This is a genomic window from Giesbergeria sp. (assembly GCF_028686475.1).
Lineage (GTDB): Bacteria > Pseudomonadota > Gammaproteobacteria > Burkholderiales > Burkholderiaceae_C > Simplicispira.
This window is the reverse complement of the sequence record NZ_JAQUCA010000016.1, coordinates 58,594-70,745: the sequence shown is the minus strand read 5'-3', so window position 1 is coordinate 70,745 and position 12,152 is coordinate 58,594. Positions and strand designations below refer to the sequence as shown.

13 protein-coding genes and 1 pseudogene are annotated in these 12,152 nt (G+C 54.7%); 4 read left to right on the top strand and 10 right to left on the bottom strand.

Annotated features, from left to right (window positions below; genetic code table 11):
• A partial coding sequence (locus PHX60_RS11280) for a DNA-binding protein (RefSeq protein ID WP_300077517.1) occupies positions 1–235 on the bottom strand: 235 nt, incomplete at its 3' end.
• Positions 236–614: 379 nt separating this feature from the next.
• On the opposite strand from PHX60_RS11280, the gene PHX60_RS11275 reads away from it, so the two are divergent.
• Together PHX60_RS11275 and PHX60_RS11270 are read left to right on the top strand one after the other, a co-directional pair.
• Positions 615–890 (top strand): hypothetical protein, encoded by a 276-nt coding sequence (locus tag PHX60_RS11275; protein WP_300077516.1) that lies wholly within the window; start codon positions 615–617, stop codon positions 888–890.
• A gap of 14 nt (positions 891–904) precedes the next feature.
• Positions 905–1,300 (top strand): cupin domain-containing protein, encoded by a 396-nt coding sequence (locus tag PHX60_RS11270; protein ID WP_300077513.1) that lies wholly within the window; start codon positions 905–907, stop codon positions 1,298–1,300.
• A gap of 123 nt (positions 1,301–1,423) precedes the next feature.
• Here the strand turns inward: PHX60_RS11270 and PHX60_RS11265 are convergent, their stop codons facing one another.
• The gene (locus PHX60_RS11265; protein WP_300077510.1) at positions 1,424–1,849 is read right to left on the bottom strand and encodes a hypothetical protein; all 426 of its coding nucleotides are present in this window, start codon (positions 1,847–1,849) and stop codon (positions 1,424–1,426) included.
• Between the two features lie 252 nt (positions 1,850–2,101).
• Here PHX60_RS11265 and PHX60_RS11260 point away from each other — a divergent pair, with 252 nt between their 5' ends.
• A complete protein-coding gene (locus PHX60_RS11260; RefSeq protein WP_300077507.1) occupies positions 2,102–2,269 on the top strand; it encodes a hypothetical protein in 168 nt (55 codons plus the stop codon).
• A 581-nt stretch (positions 2,270–2,850) separates the two neighbouring features.
• Here the strand turns inward: PHX60_RS11260 and PHX60_RS11255 are convergent.
• Together PHX60_RS11255 and PHX60_RS11250 are read right to left on the bottom strand one after the other, a co-directional pair.
• Positions 2,851–4,067, bottom strand: a protein-coding gene (locus PHX60_RS11255) for an IS3 family transposase (protein WP_300077504.1) whose coding sequence is annotated in 2 segments (ribosomal slippage) — positions 2,851–3,791 and positions 3,791–4,067 — 1,218 coding nt in all. Because the reading frame shifts where the segments join, the coding sequence is not laid out codon by codon here.
• 406 nt (positions 4,068–4,473) lie between these two features.
• Positions 4,474–4,791 (bottom strand): annotated as a pseudogene (locus PHX60_RS11250) (transposase); the annotation flags it as partial.
• Between the two features lie 65 nt (positions 4,792–4,856).
• Between PHX60_RS11250 and PHX60_RS11245 the strand changes: the two are divergent.
• Positions 4,857–6,085 (top strand): IS3 family transposase gene (locus tag PHX60_RS11245; RefSeq protein WP_300077501.1). Its coding sequence is split into 2 segments (ribosomal slippage): positions 4,857–5,199 and positions 5,199–6,085, totalling 1,230 coding nucleotides; the frame shifts between segments, so codons are not numbered across the junction.
• A gap of 36 nt (positions 6,086–6,121) precedes the next feature.
• Here PHX60_RS11245 and PHX60_RS11240 read toward each other — a convergent pair.
• The 6 genes from PHX60_RS11240 to PHX60_RS11215 all read right to left on the bottom strand — a co-directional run bounded on the left by PHX60_RS11240 (position 6,122) and on the right by PHX60_RS11215 (position 12,132).
• Positions 6,122–7,687 (bottom strand): methyl-accepting chemotaxis protein, encoded by a 1,566-nt coding sequence (locus PHX60_RS11240; RefSeq protein ID WP_300077498.1) that lies wholly within the window; start codon positions 7,685–7,687, stop codon positions 6,122–6,124.
• A 35-nt stretch (positions 7,688–7,722) separates the two neighbouring features.
• Positions 7,723–8,853 (bottom strand): FAD-dependent oxidoreductase, encoded by a 1,131-nt coding sequence (locus PHX60_RS11235; RefSeq protein WP_300077494.1) that lies wholly within the window; start codon positions 8,851–8,853, stop codon positions 7,723–7,725.
• A 56-nt stretch (positions 8,854–8,909) separates the two neighbouring features.
• On the bottom strand, positions 8,910–9,449 hold the full coding sequence (locus PHX60_RS11230) for a VOC family protein (RefSeq protein WP_300077491.1): 540 nt from the start codon (positions 9,447–9,449) through the stop codon (positions 8,910–8,912).
• A gap of 27 nt (positions 9,450–9,476) precedes the next feature.
• Entirely contained in the window at positions 9,477–10,010 is a 534-nt protein-coding gene (locus PHX60_RS11225; RefSeq protein ID WP_300077488.1) for an aromatic-ring-hydroxylating dioxygenase subunit beta, read from the bottom strand.
• Positions 10,011–10,027: 17 nt separating this feature from the next.
• Positions 10,028–11,410, bottom strand: coding sequence for a Rieske 2Fe-2S domain-containing protein (locus tag PHX60_RS11220; RefSeq protein WP_300077485.1), 1,383 nt, complete (start codon positions 11,408–11,410; stop codon positions 10,028–10,030).
• Positions 11,411–11,766: 356 nt separating this feature from the next.
• Positions 11,767–12,132: a Rieske 2Fe-2S domain-containing protein gene (locus PHX60_RS11215; protein WP_300077482.1), complete on the bottom strand. Its 366-nt coding sequence runs from the start codon at positions 12,130–12,132 to the stop codon at positions 11,767–11,769.
• Positions 12,133–12,152 lie beyond the last annotated feature (20 nt).

The window sequence follows — 12,152 nt, the reverse complement described above, 5'->3', positions numbered from 1 at the left end:
CTACGAGGTCAGCGCTGACATGGGCGACGGCATCGGCTACTTCGATGGGCAGCTCAACCACTGGGGCTGCAGGTGCAGCTTGGGCGAAGCTTTCATCCCATACCTGTTTGAGTCTATTCGGATTACCGCCGCCGAGTTTTTGGCGCAGTGCAAAGCCCGTAATGGCTCTGCCAGTGGACAGCAGGGCCTGTCCAGCGTTGATGATTTCTTCATCGGAAAAAGCAGCGGGTCGCATCGTTAGTCTCCTAGAAAGTGTGTGAAACACATCATAGCGCAACTAACAAACAAACTAATAAATAAACTAAAGAGAGTATTGGTGCGGATGGTATTGCTGCAGGCTTGTAAAAATCGTGCATCAGGCCTTCATGGGTTGTGCTACAGCTGTTCGTGCCCTCCTCGCGCTAGCTCAAAATTTACCCCACGATAATAAACAGTTATCGTGGGCTATCACCAAAATATGTATCAAAACATACATGATATGTAAGATATATTGCATGAAAACCATCGTTTCACGTGGAACAGCCCTTTCTTGCCACAAAAAACTGTACACACGCACTGCGCCTTCTTAGGATAAAAAAGCTGCCAACGGGGTAGCGCATCCTTGGAGACTGGCTTTGAAAGAGAAATTGTTGGAGACAATGGACTTGTTGAACATGTGCCAAAAAGCGCAGTTTGTCCTGCTGGCAGGAGCTGCACTTTGTCTGTTCGTCATGTTTGCCGGTTTCTACTTGGTAAGTAATCTGCATCTGTCAGCCTCAATGCAAGCCCTACAAGATTCGCTGCGTGTTTGGGTGGGAACCGGCTCTGTGCTGCTTGGACTGGCCTTGGTGTTGGGTTCGTGTGTTTTGGCCTATGACGCTTGTCAGAAGTACAAGCAACGGTTTGTCTAAACCTTGTAGTGGCCATGAACCCCTTTTCCACCCTCAGCTTGCCCATTGATCCAACCATCACCGCCCCCGATGGCTCACAGGTGCGCGTCTTGCTCGGCCTGTCGGCCGGTGGCATGGCCCATTTTGAGCTGGCCCCAGGCAAAGTAGCCAAGGCGGTTACGCACCGCACCGTCGAAGAAATATGGTTCGTCCTAGATGGCCAGGGCCAAATGTGGCGCAAGCAAGGCGAGCGGGAAGAGATCATCGACTTGAAACCCGGTGTCTGTCTCACCCTGCCTGTGGGCACACATTTTCAGTTTCGGGCTGGCGAGACTGCGTCGGTCTCAGCCGTTGCTGTCACCATGCCGCCGTGGCCCGGAAATGATGAGGCCGTATTTGTTGCAGGCCCGTGGTCGCCATCAGTAGATTGAGCGGCAGTTTGTAAAAAACGATCTTTGCACTAGAATCTCTTCACCGCACCAGTGAGAATTAGCGCAGCCGGGAACCCTTCGGGGCCGCGTGGGTTAGAGCGCTTCCACGACTGGTGCGGTTTTTTATTGCGCCTGTCGGATCACTACGCTTCTGGCACGCATCCGCTCAATATCGCTGACGTTTGTTCGTCTAAACGATTGCAAAAAGACGGCCTTTCCGGTCTTAGTGGTTTTGATCACCGCGTAGAACCACGATCCTTGGTCATGCAGCAAGCCCAAGTGCATTTCCCGATCCCGGAACACTTCTCCTTTATCCAGCATGGCTTGCACTTTGCGGTAATCTGCGGCCACGATGTCCCGGTGCTCTCGGTACTGTTTTTCCGCAGTGGGTCTTGATAGCAGCAACAATGAAGCATCCGCTGGTAGTGCCAGTCTCAAGTCATCAGGGATGACGGCAATAGGCCTGTGGCCATCAATCTCTCCCTTGATAAAAGTGTCAAAGTCTGGGCTTAAAAACGTGGCTTCTACAGCACTAGCATTGGCTGACATGGGGGCAAATTTTGCCACTGTGCTGGAGATGAGGGGGCTGTATCTATTCTTGGGTTCAAGGTAGCGGTGCCATGCAAGCCCGCAACCCGGCCAATAGTTGCAGCTCATACCCCTCGCGCCGCTCAATCTCTGCCATTGCCGCTTGGGCAGAGGCATCCAAGTCCACCGGCGGCTGCAGCGCTTCGGTTGGTATGGCTGGGTGCTCAGGGACAGGCTCTTGGCACGAGCGCGGCACGCTTTGACCTGGTCACCATGCAAATTGGCGATTTGCCCGTCTTCATTGCCGGTGATGCGAACGCCGACCGTCTACTGATGCACGAGGCTGCTGATGAAGGTGCCACCGACAGTCTGCTGCGCGTCTATGCCAATGCCCGCGATGGTCGCCTGCTCGGCGCTTCCATCTTGGCCGCTGGCAGCTAGAACCTAGCTCACCTGTTGGCTTGGGCCATTCAGCGTGGTGAGACTGCCCAGAGCCTGCTGTAATTGCCCTTCTACCACCCGGTCATAGAAGAGCTGCTGCAAACCGCGCTGCAAAACATCGCTGCCCAACAACCCGCCAGCGGACTGCACCCTTTGGGTCTGGCCTTGGAAGTACGTACATGAACGCCGCCTCCACGCTGCCTGCAGGGCACGCAACGCACCTGCAGGTGTATGCCCAGCACTTGGCGCGACTGCAGCAACAACCCGAGTCAGTGCAGTGAGCATGTGTTGCACTTGGACTTGAACCCGCTAGGTCAAGCGGTGTAATGAGTTGATAAGGGTGATGCCGTGGTGTCGTAGGTGGGTGTGGGGCTTTGGCGCATCCCGGCGGCGGTGCGCGTTAAGCTCTTAGTTTTCTTGTTCCATGTGGGAGTGAGGTTTCTTATGTCGTTGTGTAGCCGTTTGTCTTTGGGCGCTTTGGCGCTGGTGTTTTCCCATGCTACGTTGGCGCAGTCGGCTTTGTTGCAGGGCCAAAAAACAGGTTGGACTTGCCCCGTTTTGACGGACAGTTTGAAGATTCTCTATGTAGTCTGGGTGGGCGGTGATTTTGTCAGGGTTTGCTGGTCTTGCTCATGTTTTCTTTCAAAGTTGACGGGCGACATCTGGCCCAGGGCTGAATGTCGGCGGCGTGGGTTGTACCAAGCCTCAATCCAAGTGAAGACGGCGGTGCGTGCTTCGGCTTTGCTCTTCCAGCTGCGCCGGGCAATGAGCTCGCATTCCAGACTGGCAAAGAAGCTCTCGGCCATGGCGTTGTCGTAAGCATCGCCCACGCTGCCCATCGAAGGGCGTACGCCCATCTCCTGACAACGCTGGCCAAAGGCCAAGCTGGTGTACTGGCTGCCTTGGTCGGAGTGATGAATCACAGGGCCGGGCTTGCACGTGTGCAGGGCCATGTTGAGGGCCTCGACTACCAGTTGGGCAGTCATGCGCTCGCCAAAGGCCCAGCCTACGACCTTGCGGCTGTAGACATCGATTACCACGGCCAAGTACAGGAAACCGGCCCAGGTCGGGATGTAGGTCATGTCAGCCACCCACAGCTCGTTGATGTCTTTGGCCACAAACTGGCGCTTGACCAGGTCAGGGGCTGGGCGCTGGCGTTTGTCGCGCTGCGTGGTGACCACGTAGCTGCGCCGGCGGCTGACACCGCGCATGTGGCCCTCGCGCATGAGTCGGGCGATGCGCTTGCGACTGGCATGCACCCCCGCATCGATAAGTTCAGCGCGCACGCGCGGCACGCCGTAGGTTTGGTCGCTGTCCATGAAAATATCCCGTATTTGCTGGCTCAGGGCCTGGTTGGCTTGCACACGCGCACACGGTGCGCGTGTGCGCCAGTCGTAAAAGCTGCTACAGGAGACGTTGAGGGTGCGGCACATGGTCTTGACAGGAAGTTCGGCCTGGTTTGCGGCAATCAGCGCGTAGACGGTGTGAATGTCGGCGCGCCGTTGTTGGCAAACCAGGCCGTAGCCTTTGCCAAGATGTCACGCTCCATTTGCACTTGCTTGAGCTTGCGGCGCAGCTCGATGAGCTCCTGGCGTTCAGCGGCGGTCAAGGGCGCAGCATCCGAGGGTATGTTCTGGACAACGCTGGCACCCAGACCAGCATGACGCACCCAGTTGAGAATGGTGGTGGCGTGGCAGCCAAACTCCTTGGCCAGCTCGCTGGGCTTACGCCCGGCCTGAACCAGCTCGACGATTTGTTGACGGAATTGTGCCGGGTATGGCGGCTTAGGTGTAGGCATCTTGGACTCCTTCTCGATGAACAATAAGGTGTCCGTGAAAACGGGGCAACTTCAAGTCCACTCTGAGGGCTTGGTCGGCCTGTACACGCGTACAAGGTGCACGCTCACGCCAGTCGTAAAAGCCACTACGGGGTAGAACAAGCAGTCGCGTCACCAGCCGCCACTTGGGTGTCGGAAAAGGTCTTGCACTGAATTTCCGTCTATCGAAGCAATCCGACACGGTTTGTCGTGCATGTTTTTGCCCTGTGTTGTGAGTGTTTGAGGCCCTATGCGAAGCTGGTCGCCAAACACCTGTTTGGCGACACCCTACCTGAAAACATAAGCCCGTTCATTGGTGCTGCTACTACCCATCAAGGCAGATGGCGGCTGGTGACACGACTGTTGGTTCTACCCCAACGTGATGGGCAATGTGAGCGATTCCTTGCGGGATGACCAGGCCAAACTCGGCCAGCAGGCCTCTGATTTGGTTAGCCTGCGCGGTACGGGCTTTGACAAAGCCTTGACGTGCCCGATGCAGGGCCAGCACGCTTTGCTGTGCGACATCCTTGATTGGTACAAAGCGCATATTAGGTCGGGCCACTGCTTCGCAGATGGCCTCAGCGTCAGCTGCATCATTTTTGTTGGTTTTAACGTAAGGCTTGACAAACTGCGGAGCCATCAGGCGCACGGTATGGCCCATGCTTTGCAGTTTGCGAGCCCAGTGGTGGGCGCTGCCGCAGGCTTCCTGAGTTGGCCCCCTGAAATACAGTCCCGTCGGTATTCCTTAAACTAAGAAACAGGAATACGACCATGGATATGACTATGTCTTCGGCAACGCCCACTCGGGTACAAGTGGTGACAAGCGTTCAGCGCCGCAGGCGCTGGAGCCCTGAGCAAAAGCTTGAAATCGTCAAACAGACCAACGAACCTGGCAATTCCGTCTCGTTGGTTGCCCGGCAATTTGGCATCACTGCTGCACAGCTTTTTCAATGGCGCAAGGCATACCTGCAAGGCTCGCTGATAGCGGTGGGTGCCAACGAAACCGTGGTGACCGCCTCTGAACTTCAAGAGGCCCTGCGCCGCATCAAACAACTGGAAGGCGCACTCGGGCGCAAGACTTTGGAGAATGAGATTCTTAAGGAGGCTGTGGACTTGGCCAAAGCAAAAAAGTGGATTGCGCGCTCGCCAGTATTGCCCGGGGGCGAGCAGTGAGAGCCGTCTGTAGTGCACTTGGTGTCTCGCGCAGCCATGTGTTGACGATGAGAAATCGCCCATCTGAATGGGCAGACTTGAGAAAATCGCCACCACGCCATGATGACATCACCGTCAAGCAAGCCATTGCCAACGTGGTCAAGGAGCATGCCACCTACGGCTACCGCCGAGTCTGGGCGCGTTTGCGGCTGCAAGGGCATGAGCGGGTCAACCACAAGCGCGTTTACCGGATGATGCGTGACGAAGGCTGGCTACTGTACCGACATGGCCAAAAGCCCATAGACACCAGAAAGCATGGGGGCAAGGTGGCCGTCAAGGACAGCAATGTGCGCTGGTGTTCGGATGCTCTGGAACTGTCATGCGACAACGGCGAGAAAGTAAGGGTGGCGTTTGCGCTCGATTGCTGTGACAGAGAAATCATGAGCTGGGTGGCCACCACCAAAGGCATTGATGCAGCTTTGGTGGGCGATTTGATGATGCAGGCGCTCGAGAACAGGTTCGGCCCCAACGGCAAACCGCCCAAGGCCATTGAATGGCTGACCGATAACGGGAGTTGCTACACGGCAGCCCAGACCAGGAGCTTTGCCCAGCAATTGGGGCTCAAACCGGTGACCACGCCGGTAACTAGCCCGCAAAGCAACGGCATGGCCGAGAGTTTCGTGAAAACATTGAAGCGGGACTACGCCAAACTGGCCGAGCGGACGGATGCGCAAACAGTGATGGCACAACTGTCAAAATGGTTCGATGACTACAATTCTTACCACCCGCACAGCGCATTAGGCTACGTGCCAGCCAGGCTGTTCAGGGAAAGACGAGCGGTAAATTAAACATACCGATGGTACTGGGTTACAGGGTCAAGACCACTACAGCGACCCCAAATATGACTGCTCTGATGTGATTTTGAAGATAGCGACTGCTTGGGATAGCGCTTGCACCTCTGTACGCAGGATACGTGCAGCAGCAGCAGACTCTTGCACCAGCGTAAAATTTTGCTGTGTAGTTTGCTCAAGATGGGTTACAGCGTGGGTAACATCACCAATGCTTTCGGTCTGGGCTTGTGTGGTTGTGCTGATATCTTTAATCAACGTTCCCACTTCCTGCACCGAGTTTTGGAGAGTGTTCATGGTGGCCCCGGCTTGCGCTACGGTGGCGCTACCATTGCGCACTTTGTTGGCGGAGTTACCAATCAGGGCTTTGATTTCTTTGGCGGCAGTGCTAGAGCGATGTGCCAACCGTCGTACCTCTTCAGCCACTACCGCAAAACCCCGGCCCGATTCCCCTGCACGGGCAGCCTCTATCGCTGCGTTGAGTGCCAAAATATTCGTTTGGAAAGCAATGCCATCCATCATTCCTGTGATCTCCTCGATTCGGCGCGAGGCATGTTCTATGTCGCTCATCGTCAGCATCACCTGGGCTACCGATTCGCGACCCTGTCTTGCTACGATACTGGCATCTCCAGACAACTGTAAAGCTTGGGTCGCGTGCTGAGCAGCATCTTGCAATCCTGCAGCCAGGGTACGCATATGCTGACTTGTCTGTTCTAGTTGAGATGCCTCGATAGAGGTACGCTCGGAAAGCTCATGGTTGCCAACGGCCAGTTGATGGGCCGTATCGTAGATACTTGCACTGCTGTTGCGCACTTGTTGCACCATCGCTTCAAGCGCACAGGTCATCCCCAATAAAGCGCCTATCAAAGCGCCAAATTCATCGTGGCGCTGGGTGACAGGCCTGACACGAAGATCCCCGGCGCTCACCTGCTGCACCAACGCAACAGCGTCGCGCAGCGAACGAACGATATAGCCCACCAAGCGCCATAGCAGCCATCCCATCAGAATCAAAGCTCCCAACAAGCCTAGGGCCATCAAAGACCAGTGCATCCAGCCCTGTGTTTGCCACTCTTGCGCTTGAGCTGACAGTTTCTGTTGCTGCATAGCAGCAAATTGATCGAGCAGCCGATGATAAACTTGAGCTTCCGGCGTGAAAACTCGCTCAAAAATGTCGTGGGCCTGTGCGCTGTTGCCTTGGGTGCGCGCTAAGGTGATCTGATGAACCGCTAGTCGTACACGCTCGGTGTTGGCATCTAGCTGCCCAAACCAATGGCGCTCTTGATCAGATGTCGCCCAAGCGCGAATGGCCTGCTGCCGTGCTGTCAGCTCTTGGACACGTTGGCTAATTTCTGGCCCAAACATCTGGGCAATGGCAGGATCTGCACTGCGGTTAATGGCCATCAAGCGGGCAGTGGTGCCAGTAGCCAAGGCTTGTACTTCGTAAACCTGGCGCAGGTGCTCAAATTCAACCTTAGTCAAATTGTCTAACACTGCATCGGCATGTTTTTGCTGTAGATAGCTAGCGGTCTGGCCTGTTAATGCCATTGCCAGTACCAGACCAAAGGCCGCATATAGACGGGTTGCAATTTGCCAATGCTTCAATGGATTTTCCTGCTGGAGAATTCAGGATTTCGGCCTCAAATGGCTTGTGCCAATGCTATAAACGATTCGCGCATGATGCGTGCATGCTCTTGTTTATCACCGCCTTTTTTTTCAATTTCACCCAAGCGTGCAGAATTTTCTACCACCATGCGGCAGCGTTCCCAACGACGGGTGCTATAGCGTTGCAGGGCAGCATTTAGTGGCCCGGTGGTCAACTCTTGGGCCAGCACAATGCCATCTTCAATACCTATACAGGCACCTGAGCCTAGGTGTGGCGTGGTAGCATGGACAGCATCACCCATCAGTACCACGCGGCCTTCATACCAAGGCTGTGGCATCAGCATACCTTCTAGCGGACGGAACAGTATTTGCGAATCGATGCTCAGTTGGCTACGAATCCATTGCACCATGGGGGCACTGAAAGGTTTTAGCAAGTCTTTGAGCGTTGGCAAAAAGGTGCTTGGCTCCAGAAATTCATGCACTGGGCGGAATTCATTCACGAACAGGTACATCTTTTCTCGGTTCACCGGATTGATACCCACCTTGGTATGCTGGTCAGTCCAGAGGCGGGTGCTGGTCACTTCTGCAGGGCGTGTCAGCATGGCCCGCCACACTGATTGACCACTGTAGGCAGGTTTGGGGGCCTGTGGAAACACAGCTTGGCGTACTTTAGAAAAAACGCCATCGGCTCCTACGACCAAGTCATAACGGCGTGTGCTGTCATCGGTAAAGCACACTTCTACTCCTTCGGCATCCTGTTTAATGTTGGTAAAGGTGCAGCCCAGCCGGATATCCACGCCACCAGCAGCGCGCACAGCGCGCTCCATGATGCGCGCTAGGTCTGCACGCATGATGGCTCCGTTGCCTGGCACCTGTTTTCGCGTCAGAATGGGGGTAGGCATAGTGGCGATCAGCTGATCGTCGGGGGTAAAAACTTGGGTGCTGTCAACGACAGAACCATAGTGCAAGAACTCATCGAGCAGGCCCAGATCTTCTATCGCTCGCAGGGAAGCTCCGCCCATCGTTAAACCGGCACCAGCCACCTGCCATTGCGGATCGATTTCAACCAAATCGACACCAATGCCCTGTCGAGATAAACAGATGGCGGCTGCCATGCCTGAAAAACCACCACCAATAATCAGCACTTTTTGCACGGCTGTCGACATATTCTTCCTCAAAAACAAGGGGGTTTATCGGTCTCAGAAGATAGCTGGGCGTTGGTTTAGCGTGTAATACTCACAGCAATACCGCGTTTGAGTTGCTCCATGCGCGCAGCAATCTCGCCATCGACGTAGTACAACTCGGTGTAACAACCAATGAAAGGGCGGGTGTCGTAATAAGCCCAGCGGCAATTGCCAAAGGGTCCTTGGAATAACCCAGCCATCGCCTTACTCAAGCCCATATTGCGGTAGTGTGCATCCGCACGTGCGTAATCTTCGGCATCAGTTTGGCGAAAACCAATGTGGTGTAAACCGGGGCCATGCTGCTTTAACCAGTCGTTATAAACGCTGTCGCCACCATCGTGGCGGGCCAGCTCGAACAGGGTTTCACCTGCATAGCCATAGGCGCAGCTAAACTGGAAATCACCCGGCTGACCAAAATATTCCTTCTCGGTTTGGTCTTTGGCCAAGTCGATGGCGACATTCCAAGCGGTGATGCCGTTGGCTTTTTTGTGAAAGTCCATGGCCGCATCCAGATCGTTGACGACAAAACAGACTTGGTCAAACTGTTTGCCTAACAGGGTGGTAAGGGGGGAATTCATGCAATGTTTCCTAACAAGAAGAGGGCTTTAGATGAAGACACCTAAGTTAGGCGTGGTCAGTACGGCTTCTGCAATCAAGGCATCGCGTCGTAGCAAACGCAGCCCGTTGGCAGTCAGGCGCAATTGGTCACGGCGACGGGCAGCAATCAAGTCGCCCTTGTCGTCGTGGCCACGCTGGCGATACAGCATCAAAGCACTCTCGGCCACAAGGATGTCGGAATGCTCCGTGGTCTCCACCAGCAGGCTACCTACCATGCGCAGAGTACGTGAGGGTGGGGTTTCAGCCCAAGCTGCACCGGAGTCGATGCGCTTAATCCGAGTTTCGATGTGCTTTTTGTGATCCAAAATGCGGTAGGCACCGGTCGGAAACTCGTCCTTGAACTCCAGTCGGGCTTGGCGCAGTGGAATGTGATAGACGATGGCATCGTCGAGTAGTGCATACCACTCCCAGAAACGGCGCTCATCAAGCAGCTTGGCTTCGGTGGCTAAAAACTCCTGGGCCAACAGTGTCAGCTCCAATTTGGAGACCCCTTGGGTCGTGGTAGGAAATGCGTGGCTCATGGCTAGGTCTCCAATATTCAGGCATCGGTGTGGGGGGTGGCAGCAGGTGCGTTGTCAGGGGCCGACATTTCCTTGATCCAACGGCGCCAAAAGCCTTCTTGCAAGCGTTCGCCGTAGATGTTGTTGTAGAACTTGCCGGGCCCTTTCCAATCAGGGTCTGAATCGACGCGCTGCTGCTGGTAGTGCAGCATGACGTTGTCTGTGTGGTTCCAAGGGCTGTTGGCAGCCTTGGCAATGCCTTCCCAGACAGCTGTGTCATCTTGCTCGAAGATGCCACCCGAGCCAAAACCAAACACCCCCCCAGCGTAGCTTTCCTGCTGGGTGGCCTCATCGGCACAAGCCCATTCAAATTGCCAGTTCCACAACTCCATCACGCCGGGGGCCACAGGCTGCCACATACGAATGCTGGTGAATGGGAAGGGACGATCCCCCGGCGCACAGGGCTGCGGAAAGCGTAAGTAGCTGAAATTGGGAAAGATAGTACCGATGGTGGGAGGCGACTTGCGCAGCAACTCACGCAGAGCTGGATCGATGTTGGAAAAATCGAACTGTTCGACGATTTCTGGCGGGTAAGCCCAGTGCTCGAACATCGGCCCCCATTGCGTGATTTCGTGGGCGATAAAGCTGTTGGCGTTGTCCAAATCGAGTGCGCGGGCAATCACGCTCACTTGGCGTACGTCGGGAATAAAGTCGGACAAGCCTGCTGAGACGTGGGCGGTGCTGACATGGTAAGCATCGCCGCAAAAGTTCTCTGCACCGCTTTTCCAATCGGCCCGCACTTGGAAGCGTTCGGGTGGGGCCACGGCGCGCATTCCTTGCGGGTGTAGCCCAAAGATGGCATCAAGCACTTTGACGGTGTCGCCGAGGTACTCGCGGAGGGGAGCGGTTTCAGTGCTAAGGCAGGCGAAGACAAAGCCGTGGATGCTGTCCACCTGCGGTGCCCGTTTGAGGCCCCAAGCTTTCTTGTCTAGTGTGTTGCCATAGGCTTCGTTGTAATGCGGCGCACCCGCAAACTCACCCTTTACGTTGTAAGTCCAGCCGTGGTAAGGGCACTTGAAGTGCTTGGCGTTGCCTTGGTCTTCATGGCAAACCTCAGTGCCTCGGTGGCGACAGTGGTTGAGCAGCACATTGACACCGCCATCGGTGTCGCGGGTAACGATCACCGAGTCGATACCAATTTTGCGCTGCACAAAATCGCCAGGTTGTGGGATTTCGCTCTCGTGGGCCACAAAGACCCAAGTGCGCCCGAAGATACGGGTCATCTCGGCACGGAACACAGTGTCATCGCAAAAAACGCCCACGGGCAGTAAGCCCTGATCCAGACTTTGGTCGACACGGGTCACCAAGGCTTTGAGGTCATTGCTCTGGCCACCCGATGGGATGGGATCGAATTTATACATCACAGGTCTCCTTTTAAATTGACATTTGTTTTGCTGGGTGGATGTATTCACGGAATGAATGCACGAGATGGTAAGTAAATCACAATTTTTTTAAATCATGAATCGCCCCAATTGAAATTTCGAGCGATTTGTGAACAAATTGCACCATTGGAAATTAAAATATTCGGTAGGAGACAAGGGGTTAACACAGATTTCGCAACTTTTAACACAGGCAAAGAAAATCCTCCGAAGCTTGGAGCTCCAGATAATTTTTTTGAGGGAATTAATATTTATCCTAGCTCATAGGATGGTATTTATTTAAACCGCTTTACAAAATCACTAATTTGATACTTAAAATTAAATATTGGCTTCAATGCTCAAGATAATTGCGCGATAGAAATTTCTTCTACAGCCATGATGCGCCCATCTTTGAGCAGCGTTAATGGCAGCGAACGCAGGGCCTGCCCTAAGCAAGGCCCGCGCACACACTGGCCGGAGTCAATCTCAAACAAGGCACCGTGTGCAAAGCAAACGATGCGGTTACCTGCCTTGTTCAAGTAGTGGTGACGCCGGTAAGGCAGAGGCGTCAGCCCCTCGTGTGGGCACTGGTCGTACCAGCCATGTACGCAGTCCCCCCTGCGCACAACAAACACCGTGTCGCGCCCCACCCCACCAGGATCAAAACCTCGGGCGCTGCCATCTGGAATGTCGTGCAGGTGACACAAGAGGATGCTGCGTTGCATGGCATTGCGATCAGGCTGAC

What these genes read in the sequence shown, in the direction of transcription:
- PHX60_RS11270 (WP_300077513.1), top strand. Translation starts at nt 905, where the DNA reads ATGAACCCCTTTTCCACCCTCAGCTTGCCCATTGATCCAACCATCACC.
- PHX60_RS11265 (WP_300077510.1), bottom strand. Translation starts at nt 1,849, where the DNA reads ATGTCAGCCAATGCTAGTGCTGTAGAAGCCACGTTTTTAAGCCCAGAC.
- PHX60_RS11260 (WP_300077507.1), top strand. Translation starts at nt 2,102, where the DNA reads ATGCAAATTGGCGATTTGCCCGTCTTCATTGCCGGTGATGCGAACGCC.
- PHX60_RS11235 (WP_300077494.1), bottom strand. Translation starts at nt 8,853, where the DNA reads ATGTCGACAGCCGTGCAAAAAGTGCTGATTATTGGTGGTGGTTTTTCA.
- PHX60_RS11230 (WP_300077491.1), bottom strand. Translation starts at nt 9,449, where the DNA reads ATGAATTCCCCCCTTACCACCCTGTTAGGCAAACAGTTTGACCAAGTC.
- PHX60_RS11225 (WP_300077488.1), bottom strand. Translation starts at nt 10,010, where the DNA reads ATGAGCCACGCATTTCCTACCACGACCCAAGGGGTCTCCAAATTGGAG.
- PHX60_RS11220 (WP_300077485.1), bottom strand. Translation starts at nt 11,410, where the DNA reads ATGTATAAATTCGATCCCATCCCATCGGGTGGCCAGAGCAATGACCTC.
- PHX60_RS11215 (WP_300077482.1), bottom strand. Translation starts at nt 12,132, where the DNA reads ATGCAACGCAGCATCCTCTTGTGTCACCTGCACGACATTCCAGATGGC.